This is a genomic window from Aromatoleum sp., from assembly GCF_032027225.1.
In the GTDB taxonomy this organism is placed as follows: domain Bacteria; phylum Pseudomonadota; class Gammaproteobacteria; order Burkholderiales; family Rhodocyclaceae; genus Aromatoleum.
The window spans coordinates 29,135-54,706 of record NZ_JAVSMM010000009.1 but is presented as its reverse complement, the minus strand read 5'-3'; the positions used below and the strand labels follow the sequence as shown (position 1 = coordinate 54,706).

The 25,572-nt window shown below is 67.1% G+C and carries 20 protein-coding genes; 16 read left to right on the top strand and 4 right to left on the bottom strand.

All coding sequences use genetic code 11. The features are described 5' to 3' along the window. Positions 1 to 433: 433 nt before the first annotated feature. From ROZ37_RS11670 to ROZ37_RS11615, 12 genes are all read left to right on the top strand, one after another. Complete coding sequence (locus ROZ37_RS11670) at positions 434 to 1,345, top strand: EpsD family peptidyl-prolyl cis-trans isomerase (RefSeq protein ID WP_312659535.1); 912 nt, start codon at positions 434 to 436, stop codon at positions 1,343 to 1,345. A 30-nt stretch (positions 1,346 to 1,375) separates the two neighbouring features. Continuing rightward, positions 1,376 to 2,170: a polysaccharide export protein EpsE gene (gene epsE / locus ROZ37_RS11665; RefSeq protein ID WP_312659534.1), complete on the top strand. Its 795-nt coding sequence runs from the start codon at positions 1,376 to 1,378 to the stop codon at positions 2,168 to 2,170. 10 nt (positions 2,171 to 2,180) lie between these two features. Next, complete coding sequence (gene epsF / locus ROZ37_RS11660; protein ID WP_312659533.1) at positions 2,181 to 3,542, top strand: chain length determinant protein EpsF; 1,362 nt, start codon at positions 2,181 to 2,183, stop codon at positions 3,540 to 3,542. Between the two features lie 39 nt (positions 3,543 to 3,581). Next, positions 3,582 to 4,460: a chain length determinant protein tyrosine kinase EpsG gene (epsG, locus tag ROZ37_RS11655; RefSeq protein ID WP_312659532.1), complete on the top strand. Its 879-nt coding sequence runs from the start codon at positions 3,582 to 3,584 to the stop codon at positions 4,458 to 4,460. 54 nt (positions 4,461 to 4,514) lie between these two features. Continuing rightward, positions 4,515 to 5,771, top strand: a complete 1,257-nt coding sequence (locus ROZ37_RS11650; RefSeq protein WP_312659531.1) for a hypothetical protein — start codon at positions 4,515 to 4,517, stop codon at positions 5,769 to 5,771. Positions 5,772 to 5,887: 116 nt separating this feature from the next. Continuing rightward, positions 5,888 to 7,006 (top strand): glycosyltransferase family 4 protein, encoded by a 1,119-nt coding sequence (locus ROZ37_RS11645; RefSeq protein ID WP_312659530.1) that lies wholly within the window; start codon positions 5,888 to 5,890, stop codon positions 7,004 to 7,006. After that, positions 7,003 to 8,019 carry a glycoside hydrolase family 5 protein gene (locus ROZ37_RS11640; RefSeq protein ID WP_312659529.1) on the top strand — a complete coding sequence of 339 codons (1,017 nt, stop codon included), beginning with the start codon at positions 7,003 to 7,005 and terminating at the stop codon, positions 8,017 to 8,019. Before ROZ37_RS11645 ends, ROZ37_RS11640 begins: the two co-directional genes overlap by 4 nt. Beyond that, positions 8,016 to 9,119 carry a hypothetical protein gene (locus ROZ37_RS11635; RefSeq protein WP_312659528.1) on the top strand — a complete coding sequence of 368 codons (1,104 nt, stop codon included), beginning with the start codon at positions 8,016 to 8,018 and terminating at the stop codon, positions 9,117 to 9,119. Before ROZ37_RS11640 ends, ROZ37_RS11635 begins: the two co-directional genes overlap by 4 nt. Beyond that, entirely contained in the window at positions 9,116 to 10,417 is a 1,302-nt protein-coding gene (locus tag ROZ37_RS11630; protein ID WP_312659527.1) for a flippase, read from the top strand. The genes ROZ37_RS11635 and ROZ37_RS11630 overlap by 4 nt, the downstream gene beginning before the upstream one ends. A 4-nt stretch (positions 10,418 to 10,421) precedes the next feature. Further along, positions 10,422 to 11,255 carry a polysaccharide pyruvyl transferase family protein gene (locus ROZ37_RS11625; RefSeq protein WP_312659526.1) on the top strand — a complete coding sequence of 278 codons (834 nt, stop codon included), beginning with the start codon at positions 10,422 to 10,424 and terminating at the stop codon, positions 11,253 to 11,255. A gap of 10 nt (positions 11,256 to 11,265) precedes the next feature. Continuing rightward, positions 11,266 to 12,411: a glycosyltransferase family 1 protein gene (locus ROZ37_RS11620; RefSeq protein ID WP_312659525.1), complete on the top strand. Its 1,146-nt coding sequence runs from the start codon at positions 11,266 to 11,268 to the stop codon at positions 12,409 to 12,411. A gap of 11 nt (positions 12,412 to 12,422) precedes the next feature. Further along, positions 12,423 to 13,178, top strand: a complete 756-nt coding sequence (locus tag ROZ37_RS11615) for a WecB/TagA/CpsF family glycosyltransferase (protein ID WP_312659524.1) — start codon at positions 12,423 to 12,425, stop codon at positions 13,176 to 13,178. Between the two features lie 110 nt (positions 13,179 to 13,288). Here ROZ37_RS11615 and galU read toward each other — a convergent pair whose 3' ends face one another. From galU to smc, 4 genes are all read right to left on the bottom strand, one after another. Then, complete coding sequence (gene galU, locus ROZ37_RS11610; RefSeq protein ID WP_312659523.1) at positions 13,289 to 14,161, bottom strand: UTP--glucose-1-phosphate uridylyltransferase GalU; 873 nt, start codon at positions 14,159 to 14,161, stop codon at positions 13,289 to 13,291. A 41-nt stretch (positions 14,162 to 14,202) separates the two neighbouring features. After that, positions 14,203 to 16,239 (bottom strand): NAD-dependent DNA ligase LigA, encoded by a 2,037-nt coding sequence (ligA, locus tag ROZ37_RS11605; RefSeq protein ID WP_312659522.1) that lies wholly within the window; start codon positions 16,237 to 16,239, stop codon positions 14,203 to 14,205. Next, on the bottom strand, positions 16,239 to 17,360 hold the full coding sequence (locus tag ROZ37_RS11600; RefSeq protein ID WP_312659521.1) for a cell division protein ZipA C-terminal FtsZ-binding domain-containing protein: 1,122 nt from the start codon (positions 17,358 to 17,360) through the stop codon (positions 16,239 to 16,241). Before ROZ37_RS11600 ends, ligA begins: the two co-directional genes overlap by 1 nt. A gap of 109 nt (positions 17,361 to 17,469) precedes the next feature. Continuing rightward, the gene (gene smc, locus ROZ37_RS11595; RefSeq protein ID WP_312659520.1) at positions 17,470 to 20,997 is read right to left on the bottom strand and encodes a chromosome segregation protein SMC; all 3,528 of its coding nucleotides are present in this window, start codon (positions 20,995 to 20,997) and stop codon (positions 17,470 to 17,472) included. Positions 20,998 to 21,106: 109 nt separating this feature from the next. Between smc and dapC the strand changes: the two genes are divergently transcribed. The 4 genes from dapC to dapE all read left to right on the top strand — a co-directional run bounded on the left by dapC (position 21,107) and on the right by dapE (position 25,572). After that, positions 21,107 to 22,303 (top strand): succinyldiaminopimelate transaminase, encoded by a 1,197-nt coding sequence (dapC, locus tag ROZ37_RS11590; protein WP_312659519.1) that lies wholly within the window; start codon positions 21,107 to 21,109, stop codon positions 22,301 to 22,303. Positions 22,304 to 22,314: 11 nt separating this feature from the next. After that, positions 22,315 to 23,136: a 2,3,4,5-tetrahydropyridine-2,6-dicarboxylate N-succinyltransferase gene (gene dapD, locus ROZ37_RS11585; RefSeq protein WP_312659518.1), complete on the top strand. Its 822-nt coding sequence runs from the start codon at positions 22,315 to 22,317 to the stop codon at positions 23,134 to 23,136. A gap of 75 nt (positions 23,137 to 23,211) precedes the next feature. Then, a complete protein-coding gene (locus ROZ37_RS11580; protein ID WP_312659517.1) occupies positions 23,212 to 24,393 on the top strand; it encodes a PilT/PilU family type 4a pilus ATPase in 1,182 nt (393 codons plus the stop codon). 24 nt (positions 24,394 to 24,417) lie between these two features. Then, the gene (dapE, locus tag ROZ37_RS11575) at positions 24,418 to 25,572 is read left to right on the top strand and encodes a succinyl-diaminopimelate desuccinylase (protein ID WP_312659516.1); all 1,155 of its coding nucleotides are present in this window, start codon (positions 24,418 to 24,420) and stop codon (positions 25,570 to 25,572) included.

The following is a 25,572-nucleotide window of genomic DNA, read 5'->3' as shown; positions in this document are numbered from 1 at the left end:
CTAATTGGAGCGGGTGTATTCCCGCTCTTCGCACATGCGCTCGACACGGTCGAGTTGAACTTGCCGGACGGTCGCCCGATGCTCGTTGCGGAAGCTTCCGCCCTGCGTTCGCAGTCCGGAGTTCCGACATTCACTTATGGCGCGGCCGCGGTCGACGTCACCTTCAACCGGCCCAAGTCGAGGTCGATTTTTCAGTTCCCGCTCGCGGAGCCCGCGGGCGACTTCCTCGGGTTCGCCGCGTCCGAGGTGACCAGCGTGCTCGAAGAGATCCGGCTCGCGACACCGCGTCCGACCGCTCCTGCGTCCGCATCGGCTGCCCAATTCGCTGCCGCGCTCGCGCTTGCGGGCTTGGTCGCGAGACGGCGTCTCGCTGGCCATTGAGGTGCGAGGAGCAGGCGCCGGCGGTCGAATTCGCCGTTGGAGCGTGGCGATCATGAAGGCCCTGATGTGGCGCCGCCCGGCCGGACGACTCATCGTGGTTGCAGCGATTGCTGCGTGTTCGCCGCTGGATCAGGACAAAGTCGCCGCGCGTGTAAACGGCGAGAAGATCCTCGCCGAGGAAGTCGATCTCGCGCTGCAATACAAGGGGGTTGCGAAACACGATCCGACCGCCCGCCAACGCCTGGTCGAAAAGCTGGTGATCGAGGAATTGCTTGCGCAGCAGTTCCTGCGAGGGACGCCCGGCAGCGCGTTGGTCGAGAAGTCCGCGGTCAGCGCTGCGCGTCGCGAGATTCTTGCGCGCAGCTACATCGAGACGCTCGTCGGCCGCGTGCCGCGCCCGACCGCCGAGCAGATGAGTGCGTACTACCGGGACAACCCGAACATGTTCGCGCGCCGACGGATCTTCACGTTGCGCCAGCTCGACGTTTCGGCGGCGCCGTCGCGGCACGCGGAACTGCGCCGGCGCGTCGGGGGGGCCGAATCGCTCGACGCGCTGGCCGATTGGCTGCGGCGGGAAAACATCCGCTTCGTCAGGACCGATCTCGAACGCGGTTCGGACGAGCTCGAAGGGAATCTCGTCGCACAGCTGGACGGGCTGAAGAAGGCGGAAGTGGGCGTGCTCGACACGAGTTCCGGTCTGCGCGTGATCCAGCTCGTGCGGACGCGCCCCGCGCCGATCGACGAAAAAACCGCATCGCCGAGCATCGAGCAGCGGCTGTGGCGGGAAATGCGTGTGGCCGCGGTCGAGGCGGAAGTCAGTCGCCTGAGCGGTATGGCAGCGATCTCGATTCCCGAAGGCGCGCCGCGCGGGGCCATGCAGGCATTGGTGCCGGACCCCGACCCGCCGCTGGCCCGCCGAATCACCGGCGTTGCGCCGCCAAGCGTGAAGGCACCAGGCGGATAAATCGAACCACGAGACGGAGAGGAGAGAAAAATGAAGCACTTGGGAATAACGATCGCCGTCTGCGCAGCGGCCTTCTCGGCAACCGGCAACGTCGCTGCGCAAGGGGAATACCTGCTCGCCCCGGGTGATGTGATACGCATCACCGTGTTCGAAAACCCGGATCTCACGACCGAGGCGCGGGTGTCGGAGACCGGCCAGGTGACCTTCCCGCTCGTCGGCGGTGCGGCGGTGGGCGGCAAGAGCCTGTCGGCCGCGGAAAAGCTGATCGCGAAAGGGCTCAAGGACGGCGGCTACGTCAACGCCCCGCAGGTGCTGATCTTCCCGATGGAAATCCGCGGCAATCAGGTTTCGGTTCTCGGGCGCGTCAATCGCGCCGGCCGTTACCCGCTGGAAACGGCGAACATGCGCGTCGCCGACCTCCTCGCGATGGCGGGCGGTGTCGCGCCCGACGGCGCCGATACGCTGGTTCTCACGGGAGTGCGCAATGGCGAGTCGATCCGGCAGGAAATTCCGCTGAGCGATCTTTTTGCGCGCTCGCCCGACGCGAACGTCGAGCTCTCCGGCGGCGACATCCTGTTCATCGATCGTGCGCCGATCTTCTACGTTTACGGCGAAGTGCAGAAACCCGGCGCCTACCGCGTCGAACCCGGGATGACGCTGATGCAGGGCCTCGCCACCGGGGGCGGCCTGACCAACCGCGGCACCGAGCGCGGCATGCAGGTCCATCGCCGCAGCGGCTCCGGCGCGGTCGAGGTCCTCGCCCTCGACCGCAACGAAAGCCTGAAGGCGGACGACGTCATCTACGTGAAGCAAAGCCTTTTCTGAGGAGCAGCCGATGACGATCCAGCAAGTCTTCCGCATCCTGCGCGCCCGCGTGCGGCTGATCCTCGCGCTGTTTGCGGCGATCGCAGCGCTGGGAGTCCTTGCCGCTCTCGTCATTCCGCGCAGCTATACTGCGAGCACGGCGCTGGTCATCGACGCGAAGTCGGCCAATGCCCTGCTCGGCGGGCTGCTGCCGCCGCAGATGCTCAACAGTTACATGGCGACGCAGGTCGATGTGATCACGAGCCGCCGCGTGCTCGAGCGCGCGGCGAACGATCCGTCGATTTCGAATGACGCGGCGCTGCGCGAGAAGTGGCGCGCCGATACCGGCGAGCAGCTCGCCTTTCCGGTCTGGCTTGCGAACCGGATCGAACGCGGTCTGGAAGTCGATCCGGCGCGGGACAGCAACGTCGTCACGATTTCGTACGGCTGCGCGGTCGCCGAACAATGTGCGCGGATCGCAAACGCGGTGGCCAATGCGTACATCGCCACCAATCTGGAAATGAAAGTCGAGCCCGCGCGGCAGTACGCGCAGTGGTTCGATGAGCGCAACCAGGGCATTCGCGGAAAGCTCGAGGCCGCACGCCACAAGCTGTCGGAGTACCAACGCCAGCACGGGATCGTCGCGTCCGACGAGCGGCTCGACGTCGAAACCGCGCGCCTCGACGAGCTGTCGCGCCAGCTCGTCACGGTGCAGGCCGAGCGCAACGCGACCCGTTCGCGCAGCGGGCAATCGGGCAATGCCCAGACCTTGCCGGAGGTCATCCAGAGTCCGCTTCTGGGCGGCCTGAAGAGCGAGATCGCGCGGCTCGAAGCGCAGCGCGAGCAGGCGATGGCGCGCCTCGGCCGAAACCACCCGGAAATCGTCCGCACCGGGCGCGAGATCGACTCGCTGCAGCGCAGGCTGAACACGGAAACCGCGCGCATCGTCGGTTCGCTCGAAACCGCCGACCGCGTCAATGTCGCGCGCGAGGAGGACATGCGCGCGGCGGTCGACCGGCAGAAGGAGAAAGTGCTGGAACTGAAGGCTCGGCGCGACGAGATGGCGGGCCTCGAACAGGAGGTGCGCACCGCGCAGCAGGCCTACGACCTCGTCACGGGCCGTTTTGCCGAAACCAATCTCGAGAGCCAGGCGCAGCAGACGAACGTGTTCGTGCTGTCGGCCGCGACCGCGCCGCTCGAACCGTCCGCGCCCCGCCGCCTCGTGATCGTCGCGATGTCGGCGTTGCTGGGGCTGCTCGTCGGCGTCGGCGTCGCGATCGCGCTCGAAATGGTGCGGCGGCGGGTCCGCTCCGAATCCGACATCATCGAAGTCCTCGGCATCCCCGTCCTCGGGGCGCTGCCGGGAACACGCCTTGCACCGCCGGCGCGCTGAGCCCGGCGCCCTTGTCCCCGAGCTGATACGGGAGTTGCGATGGATGCGATACAACACGACTTGATTGGAATGCTGCCCGGCAACGAGGAGCAGTCGATCGGCGCGATCCTCGTCGAGACCGGGCGGCTGACGGCGGCCGACGCGCACGTCGTCGCGCGCGAACAGAAGGCCAAGGGCGTTCCGTTCGGCGCTGCGGCGGTGCAATTGGGGCTGGTCTCACAGGCCGACATCGATTTCGCGCTCGCGCGGCAGTACGACTACCCGTACGTCCCCGCCCGCAGCGGCATCGTCGCGCCGCCGGTCGTCGCCGCGTACCAGCCGTTCGGCACGACCGCGGAGCATCTTCGGCTGTTGCGCAGCCAGGTGACCTTGCGCTGGAGCAATACGCGCATTGGCGCCAAAGCGCTGGCGGTCGCTGGCGTGGGCCGCGGCGAGGGCCGCAGCTTCGTCGCAGCGAACCTCGCGGTCGTCTTCGCGCAGACCGGTGCGCGCACGCTGCTGATCGACGCAGACCTGCGCAACCCGTCGCAGCATGCGCTGTTCCACGTCGACAACCGCTACGGGCTGTCGAGCGTGCTCGCCGGCCGCGTCGGCAGCGAAGCCATCGTGCGCATCGCCGCGCTGCGCAATCTCTACGTGCTGCCGGCGGGCCCGCTGCCGCCGAATCCGCAGGAGCTCCTCGCGCGGCCGACCTTCGGCATGCGTCTGCGCTCGCTCGAAGAGCTGTTCGAAGTGATCATCGTCGACACGTCGGCTGCGGAGAACGCGGCCGACAGTCAGATCGTCGCCGCGGTCAGCGGCGCGACGCTGCTCGTCGTGCGCAAGGACAGCACGCCGATGAAGGAACTGCGCGCGTTCCAATCGGCGCTCGAGTCCGCCGGCAGTCGCATCCTCGGGGCTGTCGTCAATGAGCAATGATCGGACGGGAATCCGATTCGGTGTCGCTGCGCCGGCGGTCCGGAGGCGCTGCCGGTGCTGACTGCACTCTATCCGGGCAAGGGGTTCGCGGATCGGACTTCGAGCGACCAAGCCGTTGCGACGGCCGACCCGGGTCTCTATCTCACGGCGCTGGTCCTGCTCGCGATCAGCCATCCACTCTGGCTCGTCCTGCTCCACACGCAGGCCGGTATCGGCGGATCCGGCGCGGTGGTCGTCACCGAAGCGCTGCTGCTCGCGGCCTGCGTGCCGCTGCTGCTCAAGCGTCTGCCGCTCGGGTTCTATCTCGCCGGGGTGCTGCTCCTGATCAATGCGGTCGCGCTGGGATTGCTGCGCGATTCGACCGATCCGAAGCCGCTGCGCGACCTGCTCGTGCCGCTCGTGTTTCTCGGGGTCGGCGCGTCGATCGCGAACGAAGCCGTCGCCGACCGCGTGCTGAAAACCGCCGTGTGGCTGGTGCTGGCGGTGGGGTTTTTCGAGTTTCTCGCGCTCGATGCGTTCATGCGGGTGTTCGACATCCAGTCGTACTTTCTCGCGCGCGGGGTCGGTGACCCGAACATCGGCCTTTACCGTCAGGACAAGCTCGTCGCCAGCGCGCTGCGGCCGGACGGCATCGGCCGCACGATTCTGCCGTTTCTCGGCCCGCACCGCGCTTCGTCGGTGTTCGTCGAGCCGGTTTCGTTCGGCAATTTCGCCGTCATCTGCGCTGCCTGGGGGCTCGCGAAAGGGCGCGAAGCGTGGCGCAGCGGCGCGTTTTTCGTCGCCGCCGCGCTCGTGATGCTGGTGCTGTGCGACTCGCGTTTCGGCCTGCTGTCGATCGCCGTGCTGGCGCTGCTGAGACTGGTCGTCGTGCGCGGCGGCGAGCCGATCGGCATCGCGTTCCCGTTCGCCTGCGTCGGAATTCTGATCGGCATGGCCGCGGTCCTCGGCGTCGAGTACACCGACTCGGTGCTCGGGCGGCTCACGCTGACCGGCGACACACTGAGATCGATGCCCGGCGGCGGACTGTTCGGCGTCGCAGCATCCGCGCGGCGCTACTACGACATGGGTTATCCGTATGCGCTGGCGAACTTCGGGCTGGTCGCGTGCCTCGCGATTTGGGCCGCGTTCTGGCTGCTGCCGCGGCAGTTTCCGGTTGCGCAGCGATTCCACCTGTATGTCGCGCTGTATCTCGCGCTGCTGTTGTGCGTCAGCGGGGATTCGGCATTCGCGTTCAAGACCTCGGCAGTGCTGTGGTTCCTGCTCGGGATGCTCACCGGGGACAGGACGTCCGCAGTGAGTGCGCCCGAGTGACGGCGACCGCGCGGGCCGGGGCGACTCACGCCGCGGACGGACAGTCCCCCATTTGCAATGCGCCCGCCGGGCGCGCCCGCGATCGCGCGGAGAAGATTGACAAGGAGCCAACACCGATGCGGATTGCCCACGTCGTACGCCAGTACCACCCGTCGGTCGGGGGGATGGAGGACGTCGTCCGCAACATCGCGCGCCACCAGCGGGACTCGGGACATTCTCCGGTCGTCGTCACGCTCGACCGCGTTTTTCGCGACGGCGACAAACCGTTGCCGGCGGACGAGGAAGTCGACGGCACTCCGGTGCGCCGCCTGTCGTTCCGCGGCTCGTCCCGCTATCCGCTCTGCCCTCAAGTGCTGGGCGCGCTCGACGGCACCGACCTGATCCACGTCCACGGCGTCGATTTCTTCTTCGACTACCTCGCGGCCACCCGCTGGCTCCATCGCCGGCCGATGGTCGCGTCCACGCATGGCGGCTTCTTCCACACGCGCTACGCGGAGCAGCTCAAGCGCGTCTTCTTCAATACCGTCACGCGCAGCAGCGTCCGCGCCTACGACCGGATCATCGCGACCAGCGACAACGACGGCCGCATGTTCCGACCGATCGTCGGGCGCGGGCGGCTCGAAGTGATCGAAAACGGCGTCAACGTGCGCAAGTTCCGCGGGCGGGCGGCGGAACGGCCGGCGCCGGTGCTGATCTATTTCGGCCGCTGGTCGGAGAACAAGGAGATCCCGCGCGCCATCGAGCTGCTCGGGCGGCTTCGTGTGCGCGAGCCCGATTGGCGCCTGATCGTCGCCGGACGCGAATTCGACCTCGATCTCGCGGAGCTTCGCGCGATCGTCGCCGCGCACGGGCTGGACGGCGCGGTCGACCTCGTCCCGAATCCGGGCGAAGCGGAACTCGCCGAATGGATCGGACGGGCGAGCTACTTCGTGTGCCTGTCGCGTCACGAGGGGTTCGGCCTCGCCGCGATCGAGGCGCTGAGCGCAGGCTTGATCCCGATCCTGAGCGACATTCCGCCGTTCCGTTCGCTTGTCGTGCGCTCGGGCCTGGGCGTGCTCGCCCCCCCGGGCGCGGAGGATGCCGTCACGACGTGGCTTCTCGCGTCCCGGAAGGACGACGCGGCGGCGTGGTCCGCGCAGCGCGCGCGGGCGATCGATTTCGCCGACGCCTACGACTGGCAGCAGGTCGCAGGGCGTTACCTGCAGGTGTACGACGAACTGGAGAAACGGTCATGACGAACCGGTGGATTCTCGGCTGCGTGCTGGTGTGCAGTCTGGTAACGGCCGGTAGCGCTGCTGCGGCGGGATGCCTGGACGGCCCGCTCGTCGGGGTCAACCTGGCGGGCGCCGAGTTCAATTCGAAGAAGCTGCCCGGGGTCATGAACAAGGATTACGTCTATCCCGCGGCCGACGACGTCGCTTATTTCGCGCAGAAGGGCGCGACTGCGATCCGCCTGCCCTTCCGCTGGGAACGCGCGCAGCCCACCTTGATGGGCGAGCTCGATACGGCCGAAATGACCGCGATCGACAAAACGATCGCGGCCGCGTCGGTGCATGGTCTGTGCGTGATCCTCGACGCGCACAACTACGCGACCTACCGCGGGTTGGCGATCGGTTCCGAGGACGTGCCGAATGCAGCGTTCGTCGATTTCTGGACCCGGATGGGAAAACGTTTTCCGGACGCCGACCGGGTCGCATTCGGGCTCATGAACGAGCCGAAACAGTTGCTGATCGCGCAATGGGCCGAGCTCGCGCAGACGACGGTGCAAAATCTGCGCAGCGCCGGCGTGCAGAACCTGCTGATGGTGTCGGGCGGACGCTGGAGCGGCGTGCATGAGTGGAGCAAGGTTTTTTCCGGAACCTCGAATGCGGTGGCGTTCGCCGGATTCACCGACCCGCTCGACCGCTCGCTGATCGAGGTCCACCAGTACGCGGACGCCAATTTTTCCGGCACCGGCACCGAATGCCAGCCCCCGGAGCGATTCGACAACATGTTCGCGCTGATCGCCGACTGGGCGCGAGCCAACAACAAGAAGCTCTTCCTCGGCGAGTTCGGCACGCCCGCAAACGAGCCCTGCCTCGCGACGCTCGACCACCTCCTGTCGCTGTCGTCCGATCGCAACGTGTGGCGCGGCTGGACCTACTGGGCGGCCGGGCGCTGGTGGGGCAGTTACCCGCTGAGCATCCATCCGAAGTCCGGCGTCGATGCGCCGCAGATGGGTGTCGTTTCGAAGTACCTCGGCCGATGACGGCGACCGGTGCGACCCCTACGCTGCGCGCTCGCGACTTGCAGAGTGCCCCCGATTCGGCGGCGGCGCCCCACGAGGCGTCGGAAGCCCTGCGTCGCCCGTTGCGCATCGGCTACATGCCGTATGGCGGGACCACGAACAAGTACGTTGAGCGCGTCATCGAGATTCTCGGCGCCTTCGGCAGCGTGTCCGACCTGCCCCGCCCGAAAAGCCTGCTGCGGCGCCCGTCGCACGTGCGGCGCAAGTTCGACGCCGCCATCCTCAACTGGGTCGAATTCGATCTGGTGCGCCAGCGCGACCAGGGCTTCTCGGTTTTCGGCTTTGCGAAAGTGCTCGCACGCGTGTTGGCGGTGCGCTGCGTCGCGCGGCGGGTGATTTACGTCAGGCACAACCTCTACCCGCACGGCACCCGCGAACGTGATATCGAACGGGCACGGCGCGCGCTCGATCTTCTCGAACGACTGTTCGACGTCGTGCTGGTCCATTCGGGCCACGATCTCGGCGCCCATCGCGACTACGTTCCGCACCCGCTTTACCGAGTCGACGACACGCCGCTGACCGCGGACGAGGAGCGAGTGCTTTCTGCACTGCCCGACGACTGCTACGCCGTGTTCGGTCGGATCGAGCGCTACAAGCGGATCGAGAAGCTGCTCGCCGCATTTCCCGCGTCGCGCAATCTCCTGGTGTTCGGCGCCGCCGAAGATCCGGCGTACGTCGAGGAACTGCGCGCACTTGCCGGACCCAACGTCCGCCTCATGCCGGGCTACGTATCGGACGCTTTCGCGCAGGCGGTGATCCGACGCTCCCGCGGACTCGTGCTGGCGCACGCCGAACGCGACATGATCGTCAGCGGCAGCTTGTTCTATGGCCTGTCGATCGGGGCGCGCGTGTTCGCGCTCGAATCTCCGGCGCTGTCATGGATACGCCAGAGGATCGGCGGCGAGCCGATCCACGTCGCGCGCGACCTCCCGACCTTGTGCGCAGCGATCGCCGCGGACCACGCCCCTGCCCCGCCGATCGCCGAGCGACAGTCCCTCATCGACGCCGAGTTCGGTGACCGCCGGATCGAAGCGGTGTTCCGGAGAGTGCTGCAATCGTGAAAAGCGCAGTCCTGAAGAACCTCGTCTGGCTTTTCGGCGAACGGGTCGCGCTGACGCTGCTCGTGTTCCTGTCCAACGTCTACGTGATCCGCTATCTCGGCGCGGAGCGGTTCGGCGAGTTGGCACTGTTCCAGGTCTATCTGGCGCTGACGCTGGTCTCGACCGAGTTCGGGCTGCGCCGAGTGTTTCTCGCGCTCGGGCGAGCTCGGGCAATCCGCCTGGTGCTGTCGGCGACGGTGAGAATCAAGGCCTTCCTCGGAGTCGGCCTCGCGGTCGTCCTGCTGATCGCGATCGTGTTTCTGCGCGCCCGCGCCGAATACTACCTGCTGGTCGGCGTCGTGCTGTTCGCACCGCTCGAAGCCTATGTCTACCACTTCGAGGCCCGCCTGCAGAACGATCTTCTCGCGCGCATCCGGATCAGCCTCGCGATCGTTTTCGCGGCCGTGCGGGTCGGGCTTTGCCTCGCCGGCGCCGGCGTCCCCGTGATCGCCGCGACCTACGTCCTGCCCGCGATGTTGCTCGGGCTCAGCTGCCGCGTCCTCGTGCGCCGCCACGCGCTGCCCGCCCTCCCGGCCGCGGCGTCCGGTCGCGGCGCGACGATCCGGGCACACGTGCTGCGACGGTCGTCCTACCTCTTCGCTTCGGCGCTGCTGGTGCAGTTGCACGGGCGTGCCGACCAGTTGCTGCTCAACGCGTTCGCCGGCACCGGCGAGCTCGGTCTGTACGCGGGTGCGTACAAGTTTCTCGAACAAATGTTGATGATTCCGGTGATCCTCAATGGCGTGCTGCTGCCGGCGATGAGCCGCTGGAACGAGGGCCGAACGTCCGAAGGGCTGGAGCAGGCCTATTTCGTGACCTTCCTGATCGCGCTCGGCCTCGCCGTCGTCGTCGGGCTCGGCGCGAAGCCGATCGTCGGGGTCGTGCTCGGCCCGGGCTTCGAGGCATCGGCCGGCATTCTCGAGATCCTCGCGCTGGGCATCCCGGGCCTCTTCCTCGCGAGCGTCAGCGGTCTCTATTACAGCCTGCACGGACTGGAACACCTCGGGTTCATCCGCAATCTCGCCGGCGTTGTCACGGGCGTCCTGCTCGGCCTGATCCTGATTCCGCGCTACGGCGCCATCGGCGCGGCCTGGTCGATGGTCGGGAGCTACACCTTCACGGCGTTCGGCGTCGAATGGGTGTCGAGCCGGTTCCGTCGCAACGTGCAGCTGAAGGCGCGTGCCTTCGCTTCGATATTTTCGCTTCGCAGTTACTGGGCATTGATCGCATTGGTAGGACGACAAAGTGGACCTCGATAGACTCATGACGAACTGGCAGGAACGGCGCTGCCTCTACTGGTGGGAACCGAAAGACGGCGAGCCGAATGTCGGCGACTATCTCGCGCGCGTCCTCGTCGGCGCGATCCTGCGACTCGCCGACCGCGAGATCGTCGACAAGCGCAACAAGCGCAAGCGGCTGTTTTCGATCGGGTCGGTGCTGCATTTCGCGCGAGACGGCGAAACCGTTTGGGGAACGGGCGTGAACGGCAAGATCCCGGCCGATGCGCATCGCTTTCGCGCGCTGGACGTGCGCGCGGTACGCGGACCGCTGACTCGCGAGTTCCTGGTGAAGCACGGAATCGACTGCCCCGCGGTGTACGGCGACCCGGCGCTGCTCGCGCCGCGATTCTTCCCCGCGGCCCTCGTCGCCGAGCGTTTCGCGAGCACCGATTTCCTCGTCGTGCCGCATCTCAACGATCCGCCCGAACCCTATCAGCGCTACCGCGACCGGATGTGCAGTCCGCGTCAGTTCCCGGCAGCCTTCATCCGCCGACTGGTGCAGGGACGGCGGATCGTCGCCGCCTCGCTGCACGGCGTGATCCTCGCCGAAGCCTACGGAATTCCCGCGGTACTGCTCGACGCGGGCGGCACCGAGGCGCGCTTCAAGTACGACGACTACTACGCGGGCACGGGGCGTACCGACTACCCGGTGGCTCGCTCGGTCGAGGAAGCGCTCGCGATCGAACCGGTCGAACTACCCGACGTCGATGCGATCGCCAGCCGTTTGCTGCGCGCCTTCCCGTTCGATCTGTGGAACGCGAGCGCGCCGAGCCAGAACCCGCGCGAGCGGGTCAGCAATGAAACGGCACGAGCCTGAAGGAGCGAACATGGGTGAACCGATGGACCACACGCGCCTGCGCGAACCGGGGCGGAACTTCCTCGTCATTTCCGCGCACGATTACCGATCCCCGCGCAAGGCGAATATCCACTTCATCTGCGAAGAACTCGCGCAGCGCGGGACCGCGCGCTTCTTTTCGCTGCGCTACAGCCATTTGTCGCGCTACACGGCGGACCCCCGTCTGCCGATCGACGAACGGGCGAACCGCATCGAGCAGCACCGCGGCGTCGAGTGTTTCCTTTGGAAGACACCGCTGCACCCGTTCAACACCCGCCGTCCGCTGCTGCGACCGGTGGAGACGCTGATGTTCCGCTGGTACGTGCGCGCAGCGAGCCCCGTGCTGCTGCGCTGGATCAAGGACGCCGACGTGATCCTGTTCGAGAGCGGCACCGCTCCGGTGTTCTTCGAACTCGCGCGCGCACTCAATCCGGCGGCGAAGACGGTGTACATCGCCTCCGACGACCTCGACACGATCAATTCGGCCGAGTACGTCAAGCACACCTTCCGTCGCATTGCGCCGTCGATCGACGTGATCCGGCTGCCGTCGCGTGCCCTCGCAGCGAAAATTCCGAGCACCGACAACCTCTACTTCATCCCGCACGGCATCGACCACGGGTTGGCCGAGCTCGGCGAGCCGTCGCCGTATGGGTCCGGCACGCACGCCGTGGCCGTCGGCTCGATGCTGTTCGATCCGGATTTCTTCATCAGCGCCGCCGGGCATTTTCCGGCGATCACTTTCCACGTGATCGGTTCCGGCCATCCCAGGCATCCGGATTACCCGGAAAACGTCGTCGTCCACGACGAGATGCCGCATGCCGAGACCGTGCGTTACCTCAAGCACGCCGCGTTCGGGATCGCGCCCTACCGCGCGGCAGAACTGCCCGACTACCTGGCGGACACCTCAATGAAGCTGATCCAGTACGACTTCCTCGGCCTGCCGGCCGTCTGCCCGTGGACGGTCGTCGGTGATTACGATTCGCGCTTCGGCTATTCCCCGAACGACGAAAGCTCGATCGTCGCCGCGATCGTCGCCGCGCTTCACGCGCCGCGCCGGCCGTCGCGGCGTCATCCCACTTGGGCCGAGGTCGCCGATCGGGTGCTGGCTCCGACCCGCTTCGCCGACACCCGGATGTGAGCGGCCACGCCATGACCAGCGAGGTGGAGATGCTGCCGATCGCCGGCTTTCCGGTGCTTCGGACCACGGCCGGCGCGCTTTCGCAGCGCTTGCTCGAGGCGTTGGAACGCGGCGAGCAAGCCGTGATGTTCTTCGCGAACACCAATTTCATCGTCCAGTGCACGCCGCTGCGCGAACGCATCGTCGCCGCGCCGAACGTCGTGATCGCGAACGACGGCATCGGGCTCGACATCGGCGCCTGGCTCGTCCACCGCCGGCGCTTCGTCGAAAACCTCAACGGCACAGATTTCATCCCGGCGTTGCTCGCGCAGGCGAAGCGACGGGTATTCCTCGTCGGCGCCCGTCCCGGTGTCGCGGCGAGAGCGGCGGACGCGCTGCGCGGCTTGCCGGGCCTGACGGTCGCCGGCAGCTGCGACGGTTTCGAAGGCATGTCGGACCCGCACCGGCTCGTCGCGCAGATCAACGCCTCCGGGGCGGAAGTCGTGCTCGTCGCGCTCGGCAATCCGGGACAGGAACGATGGATCCTGGATCACGCCGACCGTCTCGACGCGAAACTGCTGATCGGCGTCGGCGCACTGTTCGACTTTCTCGCCGGCGACAAGCCGCGCGCGCCGGCTTTGGTCCGCCGGCTGCATCTCGAATGGCTGTATCGACTCGGGCTGGAACCCAAGCGGCTCGCCCGCCGCTACACGGTCGATATCGCGCGCTTTCTTCTGCTGTGCGTCGTCGACGGCAGGAAGTCCGCCGCTTCGTCGGCGAACGCCTGAGCCTTCATCCGCCGGACCGCTGCGCCTCCGACTCGACCCGAATCGGGGGACACTAACGCTTCACGTCCCCCTCCGGCCCGGTGCCGTTGCGGCACCGGAACAGCCGGGCTTCAGCCGCGGCTGGCGAGGTAAGCGGCGAAATCCTCGCCGACTTCCGGGTGCCGCAGCGCCAGCTCGACGCTCGCCTTCAGGTAGCCGAGCTTCGACCCGCAGTCGTAACGCACGCCCTTGAACTGGTAGGACAGCACGGCTTCGTCCTTGAGCAGCGCCGCGATCGCGTCGGTCAGCTGGTATTCGCCGCCCGCGCCCGGCTTCACCGCGCGGATGTGCTCGAAGATGCGGGGCGTCAGGATGTAGCGGCCCACGACCGCCTGCGTCGTCGGCGCTTCCTCGGGCTTCGGCTTCTCGATGATGCCGGTCACGCGCTGCACGTCGCCGTTCTGGTTCTCGGTGCTGACGATGCCGTACTGGCGCGTTTCCTCGCGCGGCACGTTCATCGTGCCGAGCACCGAGCAGCGGTTGTAGTTATAGACGCCCACCATCTGCTCCATGATCGGTGTCGCGCCGGGGTTGTCGAGGAGGTCGTCGGCGAGCAGCACCGCGAATGCCTCGTCACCGACCACCGGCGCCGCGCACAGCACTGCGTGCCCGAGGCCCATCGCTTCCGACTGGCGGATGTAGATGCAGTTGACACCTTTCGGCACCGTGCGCTGCACCAACGCGAGCAACTCCTTCTTGCCGCGCGCTTCGAGTTCGGTCTCGAGTTCGTAGGCCTTGTCGAAATGGTCCTCGATCGAGCGCTTCGTGCGGCCGGTGATGAAGATCATCTCCGTGATTCCCGCGGCGACCGCTTCCTCGACGGCGTACTGGATCAGCGGCTTGTCGACGATCGGGAGCATCTCCTTCGGGCTCGCCTTCGTGGCCGGCAGGAACCGCGTGCCCATGCCAGCGACCGGGAACACCGCTTTCGTGACCTTCTTCATGTGCTGCCTCTCCTTGCTTTGCAGAGTTCGTTTTGAACGCATCACGCGCCGTTTTGGAGGACGCGCCGGAGCCCGTCCTCGTCGAGAATCGTCAGCCCGAGCGCTTCGGCCTTCGCGAGCTTCGAGCCCGCCTCGGCACCGGCGACGACGTAATCGGTCTTCTTCGACACCGAGCCGCTGACCTTGCCGCCGTGGGACTCGATCAGCTCCTTCGCGTCGTCGCGGCTGAGCGTCGGCAGCGTGCCGGTGAGCACGAAGGTCTTTCCGCTCGCCGCACCCGACGTCGGGACCGCGGGCGCGCCCTCTTCCCACGCGACGCCGCCCGCACGCAACTGCTCGATGACTTCGCGGTTGTGCGCCTCGGCGAAAAATCCGGCGATGCTCTGCGCAACGATCGGTCCGACATCGGGCACCTGCTGCAGGCGCTCGACGTCGGCGTCCATCAGCGCGTCGAGCGAGCCGAAATAACGCGCGAGATCCTTCGCAGTCGCTTCGCCGACGTTGCGGATGCCGAGCGCGAAAACGAAGCGCGCGAGCGTCGTGTGGCGGCTCTTCTCGATCGCCGCGAGCAGGTTTGCCGCCGATTTGTCGGCCATCCGCGGCAGGTTCGCGAGCTTCACCAGGCCGAGCCTGTAGACGTCGGCCGGCGTGTGGACGATGCCGCCCTCGACGAGCTGGTCGACGAGCTTGTCGCCGAGCCCCTCGATGTCCATCGCGCGGCGCCCGGCGAAATGGAGCAGCGCCTGCTTGCGCTGGGCCGGGCAGAAGAGACCGCCGGTACAACGCGTGATCGCTTCGTCCGGCTGCTTTTGCGCATGCGAGCCGCAAATCGGGCAGGTGTCCGGCATCACGAACGGACGCTCGCGGCCGGTGCGCCGCTCGACGACCGGCCCGACGACTTCGGGAATCACGTCACCGGCGCGCCGCACGATGACCTGATCGCCGATCAGTACGCCTTTGCGCGTGACCTCATCCTCGTTGTGCAGCGTGGCGTTCGTCACCGTGACGCCACCGACGAACACCGGCTTCAGGCGGGCCATCGGCGTCAGCGCGCCGGTGCGCCCGACCGACACCCAGATGTCCTCGAGCTCGGTGATTTCCTCCTGCGCCGGGTACTTGTGCGCCACCGCCCAGCGTGGCTCGCGCGTGACGAAGCCGAGCCGGCGCTGCAGGTCGAAGCGGTTGACTTTGTAGACGACGCCGTCGATGTCGTACGGCAGGCTGTCGCGGATTTCCGCGATGTGGTCATGGAACGCGATCAGCGTATCCGGGCCTAGCGCGACGACGCGGTGTTCGCACACCGGAATGCCGAAGCGCGCGAGCGCATCGAGCATTTCGCCCTGCGTCGACGGGAGATCCCAGCCTGCGGTCTCGCCGAAGCCATAGGCAAAAAACGACAGCGGGCGCTTCGCCGCGATGCGCGGGTTGAGCTGGCGCACGGCGCCGGCTGCGGCATTGCGCGGATTCACGAACACCTTCTCGCCGGCGTCGAGCTGGCGGGCATTGAGCTGCTCGAACGCGTCGCGGCGCATGTAGATTTCGCCGCGCACCTCGATCAGCGGCGGAGCTTCGCCGCGCAGCTTGAGCGGAATGTGGCGGATCGTGCGGACATTGTGGGTGACGTCTTCGCCGGTCTCGCCGTCGCCCCGCGTCGCCGCGCGCACAAGGACGCCGTTTTCGTAGCGCAGGTTGATCGCAAGCCCGTCGAATTTCAGTTCGCCGAGATACTCGATCGGGGCCGCGTCCGGGCCGAGTTCCAGCGCGTTGCGCACGCGCGTGTCGAACGCGATCACGCCGCCGCCGGTCGTGTCGGTCTCGGTGCGGATCGACAGCATCGGGATCGCATGCCGGACCGGGACGAGGCCCGGCATCGCTTTTCCGCCGACACGCTGCGTCGGCGAGTCGGCGCTCAGCAGTTCCGGGTGCGCGCGTTCGAGCGCTTCGAGCTCACGGAACAGGCGGTCGTATTCCGCGTCCGGAACCGTGGGCGCATCCAGAACGTAGTACGCGTGGTCGTGGCATTCGAGCTCGCGGCGCAGTTGCGCGGCGCGCTCGACTTCGACGGGTGAAGCAGCCATCAGACGGAGAACAGTCGCATCGCGAGCGGGCTGCCCGCGGGAACGTCCAGTCCAGCCATCTGCGCCTGGAAGTGCTGGATCTGCGAGCGGATCACCGCGGCGGCGTCGGGGCCGAAGGGTGCGCGGTTGTCGTCGACGACCGTGCCATGCAGCGCTTCGGCGATCTGCGTGGCCTGATGCATCATCCGCTCGAACACCGGGACGCCATTCGCGACCCGCGGAACGTCGATGACGAGCGTCAGGCCGCTGGTATGCAGTTGGCGCATCTCGTCGGGCGCGAACAGCCCCGGCTCCATGTTGCTCAGCGAATACAGCGTGTGGCCGGCTTCGTCGCGCGCGTGGAACGCGCCGTCGTCACCGATCGTCATGCCGTGCGCTTCGGCGAGCGCGCGCACCTTCGTACCGGCGAACGGCTGGTTCGTGGCGACGACGTTGATCCCGATCTGCACGTCGACGCTGGCGCAGAATTCGTCGAGGTCGGTCGCCTTGCGCAGTGTCTCGACGCGCGTCGGCAGGTCGGCCGGCACGGCGAAGAACTGGTCGGCGATGCGCTGGACGCCGCCCGAGAAATGCATGAAGTCGTTCTCGCCGATCGCGCCCCGCCGATCGACGAGCTGCATCGCAACGCAGTACCAGTGGAACGCGCCCGCGCTGTTCGGCGTCAGCATTCGCCACACATTCGCGGCGTCGTCGAACGCGAACCAGCGCACCGGCTTGGAGATGCCTTCGAGCTCCTGGTGCTGCGCGGCCCACAACCGCGGCGCGTCGAGCGTTTCGATCGATTCGATGCGGATCACGCAGTCGATGCGCGGGTCGACGACGTCGGGCACGCCGGGCGTGACGCGGCGAATCGGATTGTCCTTCGTGTGCCACTGCGTCGCGGCGGGAGCGGCGACCGGCTCCGGATTCTCGGCCGCCGGGTCATCCCACGACGGCTCGATGCGCTCATCGGCGGGCTGCGCGCCGTCCTGCGGCTCGAGCAGCACATCGCGGTGGTCGGACCGGAACGCCTGCTCCGCCTGCCGGCGGTGCTTGCGTTCCTGCCACTTGTTGTACGCGATGATGCCTGCGACTACGGCCACGCCGAGCGCGGCCAATCCGATCTGCAATTCGCTATCCATCTTCCTTCCTGTTGCGGGTCGCGCCGCCGGGGCGCACTCGTCACCAATTTCGATATGAATACAAAAAACTGCTCCGCATCCCGGGCGGGATACGGTCGGACTTCGTTTCTCAGGCTGCTGCCGGCTCCGCGAGTCGCAGAGCCGCTTCCATATCCACCTCCACCACGCGGGACACACCCTGCTCCTGCATGGTCACGCCGACCAGCTGCTGGGCGATCTCCATCGTGATCTTGCTGTGGCTGATGAAAACGAACTGCGTCTGCGACGACATGCGCTTGACCATCTGGCAGTAGCGTTCGGTGTTCGTGTCGTCGAGCGGAGCATCGACCTCGTCGAGCATGCAGAACGGCGCTGGGTTGAGCTGGAACATCGAGAAAACCAGCGCGATCGCGGTAAGCGCCTTCTCGCCCCCCGACAACAGGTGGATCGAGCTGTTCTTCTTGCCCGGCGGCTGCGCGACGATCTGGATCCCTGCATCGAGAATTTCGTCCCCGGTCAAAACCAGCCTCGCCTGCCCGCCGCCGAATAGCTGCGGGAACAGCGTGCTGAAGTGTTGCGTGACCGTATTGTAGGTTTCCTGCAACTGCTCGCGGGTTTCACGATCGATGCGGCGGATCGCGTCTTCGAGCGTGCCGATCGCTTCATTCAGATCCTCGGACTGTGCGTCGAGATAGCCCTTGCGCTCCTGCGCGCTGCGCAGTTCGTCGAGCGCGGCGAGGTTCACGTGGCCGAGTTCGGCGATCTCGCGGGCGAGCCGCGCGACTTCGCGGACGAGCGAGGTTTCGCGCAGCTCGGGGCCGAGCAGCGGCGCGAGCGCGGCTTCGTCGGCCTGCGCTTCGGCAAGCCGCTCGTGGAATTGCGCGACGGCGAGCTCCGCCGCCTGGACCGCGAGGCGCAGTTCGGCGACCCGGCCGCGGGCCGGACCCGCTTCGTGCTCGGCGCGCAGCCGCATCTCGTCGGTCTGCTTCAGCGCCGCCGCGGCCTGCTCCAGCGCGTCGCGCCGTCCCGCGAGCGCGGATTCGCGGCTTTGGCGCAGGCTCAGCGCTTCCTGCAGCGCGTCGCGGCTGCGGGCGCTGTCGGTCGCGTCGAGCTCCTGGCGGCGCGCATCGATTTCGGCGCTCACGCGCGCGAGCTGTTCGGTCGCGAGCTGGAGGTTGCGTGCGATGTCGTCGAGCTTGCCGGCGCATTCGCGCTCGGAAAAGCGCGCTTCCTGCAGCTCGCGCGCGGTCGCCTGTTCGAGCGCGCGCGTCTCGCGCAGCACGTTGTCGCGCTCCGCGAGGACTTCCATCGCGGCGTCGAGCCGCTCGCGCTGGAGTTCTGCGAGTTCGGCGCAGCGGGCCTGTTCCATGTCGACGCGCGCGAGATGCTCGCGCTCGGTCGCTTCGAGACGCACGAGGTCGTCGAGGTCCCGCGTGAGCTGGGTGCGCCTTTCGTCCGCACGCTGGCGGGCCTGCGTGAGCTTCAGGAGTTCGACCTGTTCGCCATGAATCTGCTGCTGCATCGTCTGCACGTCCCGCCGCAGCGCGCCGATGCGCTCCTGCAGGTCGGCGGCGACCGCTTCCGCTTCGAGCAGCGCGTCGTGCGCGGCCTGGGCGTCGCTTTCGAGTTCCTGCTGCGCGAGCGCGAGCGCATCGATTTCGCGCTGGCGCTCCATGACGCCGTGGGTGCGGCTGTCCGGCGCGTAATGCACGAGCGCGTGGCGGGTCAGGATCTGCCCGCGCGGCCCGACGAGGCTCACTCCGGGCGCGAGTTCGTGCCGGCGATCGATCCACGGTTCGAGCGCATCGACGGTGAAGCAGCCGTGCAGCCAGTCGGCGAGCACCGGACGCAGCGACGGGGTAGCGACGCCGATCCGTTCGATCAGCGGAATGCTGCCTGCAGGCGCCGGCGGCAGGTCTGCGCTGTCGCTGCCGTCGACGAACGCGACCGCGAGCGAGCCGGGCGGCGCGTCGTCGAACATCGCCTGAGCGGCGGTAGCGACGTCGCCGGTCAGCGCAGCCAGGCGTTCGCGCAAGACTGCTTCGACCGCGACCTCCCAACCCGGCTCGACGCGAAGCTCGCGCCAAACGGGTGGCAGCTCGGCGAGCTTGTGACGTTTCAGCCAGTCGCCGAGCTGGCCCTGCGACTGGACTTTCGCCTGCAACTGCACCAGCGCGTCGCGCCGAGCGCGCAATTCGGTCAGCCGCCGCTGCACCTGGCGTTCGTGGTCGAGCGCGGCCTTCAGTGCCGCCTGCGCTTCCGGGGCTCTAGCCTGCAGGGTGCTCGTTTCCTGCTGGCGTGCGTCGTGTTCGTCGCGGAGCGCATCGAGGCGGGCTTCCTGGCGCGCGATCATCGATTCGTCGGGCCCTTCGATCGTCTCGCCGTCGCCGGCGAGCCGAGTGCGCCGCTGCTCGAGTGCGTCGAGCGCTCGCAGCGCGCTCGCGCGATTCGCCTCCTCGACCCGCAGTTGCTGCTCGGTCTGCGCGAGTTCGCGCCGCGCGGCGGCGGCCGTAGTGTCGGCGGCCTGGCGCGCCGACTCCGCTTCGGGCAATCGATCGGCAATCTCGAAATGGCGCGCTTCGGCCTGCTCGGCGCGCATCGCGGCGTTGTCGAGCAAGCCGGTCCAGCGTTCGCGCTCGGCGCCGAGCGTTTCCTGGCGCTCGCGCCAGTGCGCCTCGTCGGTCGCGAGCTGCACGAGGCGCGCTTCGAGCCGCTTGCGCGCGTCGTCCAGATGGCGCAGTTCGGCTTCGAGCCGTGTGACCTCGGCGGACGCGGTGAAGAGGTCGGCCTGCGCCGCGTGCGCGGACTCGGACGCGGAGAAATGCGCGTCGCGTGCCGATTCGACCGCCGCTTCGAGTTCCTGCAGCCGCGCGCTGTCGGACTCCATCTTCGCCGACAGCTGGTTGAGTTCGGTTTCGAGCCGCGTCTGCTCGGCGCGCGCCTCGTTGCGCTTGAAGAGCCACAGCAGCTGCTGGCGCTGGGTGTGGGCGGTAGTGAGCTCGCGGTAGCGCGCGGCGACGGCTGCCTGGCCTTCGAGGTGGCCGATGCGCTCGCCGAGTTCCATCCGGATGTCTTCCAGGCGCGCGAGGTTGTCGCGCGCGTCCGACAAGCGACCTTCGGTCTCGCGGCGCCGTTCGCGGTACTTCGTGACGCCCGCCGCTTCTTCGAGAAAGCCGCGCACCTCTTCCGGCCGCGCCTCGATGATGCGCGAGATCATCCCCTGCTCGATGATCGCGTACGCGCGCGGGCCGAGTCCGGTGCCGAGGAAGAGATCGATGACGTCCTTGCGCCGGACCTGGACGTTGTTGATGTAGTACGTCGAGTCGCCACTGCGGTCGAGCACCCGCTTGACCGCGACTTCGGCGTAGCGCGACCACTGGCCGGCGGCGCGCCCTTCGGCGTTGTCGAACACGAGTTCGACGCTCGCGCGCGATACCGCTTTGCGCGTCGTCGAGCCGTTGAAGATCACGTCCTGCATCGACTCGCCGCGCAGTGCGCTCGCACGCGTCTCCCCGAGCACCCAGCGCACCGCGTCGATGATGTTCGATTTGCCGCAGCCGTTGGGCCCGACCACGCCGACGAGACTGCCCGGCGTCAGCACCGTGGTCGGGTCGACGAAGGTCTTGAAACCGGCAAGTTTGAGCTTGGACAGACGCACGTCGGAACGGGGAGCCGTTAGGGCCGGGGCTGGCGAAAGCCCATCATGATACCATCGCCGCCGTATGGGCCTCGCGGCCCGCGCCACGAAATATGCCGACACAATCAAAGTGAATCCGAACCTCGACCGACTGCAGCCCTACCCGTTCGAAAAATTGCGCGCGCTGTTCCAGGGCGTCACGCAAACTGCCGATCCGAGACCGATCCGTCTGTCGATCGGCGAGCCGCAGCACGCAACGCCGCCGTTCATCCGGGAGGCGCTGATCGAAAATCTCGACGGGCTCGCCAACTACCCGAGCACGCAGGGCAGCGACGCATTGCGCGGCGCGATCTCGGCGTGGCTCGAACGCCGCTTCGGGCTGCCGGCGGTCGATGCGGCGACCCAGGTGCTGCCGGTCAACGGTTCGCGCGAAGCCTTGTTCGCATTCGCGCAGGCGGTGATCGACCCGCGGCGCCCGAATCCGAAGGTCGTCTGCCCGAACCCGTTCTATCAGATCTACGAGGGCGCGGCGTTGCTGGCCGGGGCCGAGCCGGTCTTCCTCAACAACCTGCCCGAAAACCGCTTCGGCTCGGACTTCGATTCGTTGCCCGAGTCGGTCTGGCGGGACGTGCAACTCGTCTATGTCTGCTCACCGGGCAACCCGACCGGCCGGATGCTGAACCAGGACGAATGGGCGCGGCTATTCGAATTGTCGGACCGATTCGGTTTCGTCATCGCGGCCGACGAGTGCTACTCGGAGATCTACTTCGACGAAGACGCGCCGCCCGTCGGCGCGATGCAGGCGGCGCACCGCCTCGGCCGCAGCGACTTCCGCAATCTGGTGATGTTCTCGAGCCTGTCGAAGCGCTCGAACGTCCCGGGGATGCGCTCGGGTTTCGTCGCCGGCGACGCGAACGTTCTCAAGGACTTCTTGCGCTACCGCACCTACCACGGCTGCGCGATGAACCCGGCCGTGCAGGCTGCATCCGTCTCGGCCTGGAACGACGAGCAGCACGTGATCGAGAACCGCCGCCTGTACCGCGAGAAGTTCGACCTCGTCACCCCGGTCCTCGCGCGCCATCTCGACGTCGGGCTGCCCGACGCAGGGTTCTACCTGTGGGCGCGGACGCCGATCTCCGACACCGACTTCGCCCGCCGTCTGCACGCTGAATATAATGTCACAGTTCTGCCGGGCAGCTTTCTTGCCCGCGAAGCGAACGGCGTCAATCCGGGCGCCGGTTTCGTGCGTATCGCCCTCGTCGCCGGCACCGCCGAGTGCGTCGAGGCCGCCGAGCGCATCGCCGAATTCTGCCAAACCCTCAAATAACGGAAATCCCCATGCAAGAACTGCAAAAGATCATCGACGACGCGTTCGAGAACCGCGCCAGCCTGTCCCCGTCATCGGCGCCCGCGAGCGTCCGCGACGCCGTCGCCGCGGTCATCGACGGCCTCGACGCGGGACGTCTGCGCGTCGCGGAGAAGATCGACGGCACCTGGACCGTCAACCAGTGGATCAAGAAGGCGGTGCTGATCTCGTTCCGCCTCGCCGACAACGAAGTGATGCCTGCCGGCGCGACGCAATATTTCGACAAGGTACCGACGAAGTTCGGCGACTACACGCCCGAGCAGTTCCGCGAAGGCGGCTTCCGCGTGGTGCCGCCGGCGGTCGCGCGCAAGGGCAGCTTCATCGGCCGCAACGTCGTGCTGATGCCGTCCTACGTCAATATCGGCGCCTACGTCGATGAGGGCTCGATGGTCGACACCTGGGCGACGGTCGGTTCGTGCGCGCAGATCGGCAAGAACGTGCACCTGTCGGGCGGCGTCGGCATCGGCGGCGTGCTCGAACCGGTGCAGGCCGGTCCGGTGATCATCGAGGACAACGTGTTCGTCGGCGCGCGTTCGGAAGTCGTCGAAGGCGTGATCATCGAGGAGAACGCGGTGCTGTCGATGGGCGTGTACATCGGCCAGAGCACGAAGATCTACGACCGCGAGACCGGCGAAGTTTTCTACGGCCGCGTGCCGTCCGGCGCCGTCGTCGTGCCGGGCAGCCTGCCCTCGGCCGACGGCAAGTACAGCCTGTACTGCGCGGTCATCGTCAAGCGCGTCGATGCGCAGACGCGCGCGAAGACGGGCATCAACGAACTGCTGCGCGGCGCCTGATTCCCGTTCCGCGCGCCCCGCTCGGCGGGCGCGCGGGAGCGCTTCGACACTTTTTTTCCCATCGAGACCGTCGCGATGATTTTCGACAAGCTGTTCCAGTTGATGGCCGAGAAGAGCGCCTCGGACATCTTCATCTCGGCGGGCGCTCCGATCAACATCAAGATCCAGGGCATCACGATGCCGATCAATCAGCAGGTCATGGAGCCGTCCATGATCAAGCGGATGATCTACGAGATGATGACGCCGGAGCAGATCGAAACCTTCGAGCACGACAAGGAGCTGAACCTCTCGTTCGGCCGGCGTGAGCTCGGCAATTTCCGCGTGAACGTGTTCTGGCAACGACACAGCATCGCCGTCGTCGTCCGTTACATCCAGGGCGAGATTCCGACGCTCGACTCGCTCGGGCTGCCGCCGGTGCTGGCCGAGGTCGTCACCGAGAAGCGCGGTCTCGTGCTCGTCGTCGGCGCGACGGGTTCGGGCAAGTCGACCACGCTCGCGTCGATGATCGACCACCGCAACAGGAACCGCTCGGGGCATATCCTCACGGTCGAGGATCCGATCGAATATCTCTTCAAGCACTGCAAGTCGATCATCAACCAGCGCGAAGTCGGGATCGACACGCACAGCTGGCACGATGCCTTGCGCAACGCGATGCGGCAGGCGCCCGACTGCATCCTGATCGGCGAGATCCGCGACCGCGAGACGATGCAGGCGGCGCTCGCATATTCGCAGACCGGCCACCTGTGCCTCGCGACGCTGCATGCGAACAACGCGTACCACGCGCTGAACCGCATCGTTAACTTCTTCCCGCTCGAAAACCGCTCGCTGCTGTATCTCGACCTCGCGGTCGCGCTGAAGTGCATCATCTCGCAGCGCCTCATCCGCAAGCCGGACGGCATGCGCCTCCCGGCGGTCGAGATCCTGATGAACACGCGCCACGTCGCCGAGCTCGTCGAGCGCGGCGAACTCAGCGAAGTCAAGGAAGCGATGCAGCAGAGCCTCGCACCGGGATCGCAGACCTTCGAGCAGGATCTTCACCGCCTGCACCGCGACGGCGTCATCACCTTCGAAGAAGCGTTGGCGAACGCCGATTCGCCGACGAACCTGGCGTGGCTGATCAACAACGCTCAGTCCGACGCGCCGGTCGCCGACGACGCGAACGACAACCCGCCGACCCTCGACCTTCCTCCGACGAAGCCGGCCGTCGCGTCGTTCAGCGACTTTGCGCTGCACCTCGACGACACGGCGACGCAGTAACCAGCCAGAAAAACCCGGATCAGCATGAATCAGGAAACATCAAGGGCCACGTTCGAACTGGCCTGCGAGCTCATCGCCCGCCCGTCCGTGACCCCTGACGATCGGGGCTGCCTCGATCTCATCGCGGCGCGGCTCGCCCCGCTCGGCTTCCGCTTCGAGCGGATCGACGCCGCGGGGGTCTGCAACCTCTGGGCGCGTCGTGGCGACGCAGGACCGGTGCTCACTTTCGCCGGCCACACCGATGTCGTCCCGACCGGCCCGCTCGACGCGTGGGAGTCGTCGCCGTTCGAGCCGACGGTGCGCGGCGACCAGCTTTTCGGACGTGGTGCCGCCGACATGAAGACCTCGCTCGCGGCCTTCGTTACCTCGATCGAACGTTTCGTCGCTGCGCATCCGGACCACGCCGGCTCGATCGCGCTACTGCTCACGTCGGACGAGGAAGGCGTCGCCACGCACGGCACGGTCAAGGTCGTCGAGGCGCTCGCAGCGCGCGGTGAGCGCTTCGATTACTGCGTCGTTGGCGAGCCGACTTCGGTCGCCACGCTCGGCGACACGATCAAGAATGGTCGTCGCGGCTCCTTGTCCGGCACGCTGCGCGTCAAGGGCATCCAGGGGCACGTCGCTTATCCGCAGCTCGCGCGCAATCCGATTCACGAGCTCGCCCCGGCGCTCGCCGAACTCACCGCGATCCGCTGGGATGATGGCAACGAGTTCTTTCCGCCAACGACCTGGCAAGTGTCGAACATCCACGCGGGCGCCGGCGCGAACAACGTCATTCCCGGACTGTGCGAAGTGCTGTTCAACTTCCGCTTCGCGTCCGTGAGCAGCGCGGACGACCTGAAGCGGCGCACGCACGAGGTGCTCGATCGTCACGGGCTCGATTACGAGCTCGACTGGCACCTGTCGGGCAAGCCTTTCCTCACCAGTCGGGGCAAGCTCGTCGCCGCGTTGTCGGACGCGATCCGCGACACCGTCGGCGTCGACACCGAGCTGTCGACGTCCGGCGGCACCTCGGATGGGCGCTTCATCGCCGACATCTGCACCGAGGTCGTCGAGTTCGGCCCGGTGAATGCGACGATCCACAAGGTCAACGAATGCGTCGCGCTCGACGCGATCGAACCGCTCTCCGTCATTTTCGAGCGCACGCTTGCCGCGCTGCTGTCCCCCACCCGAGATTGA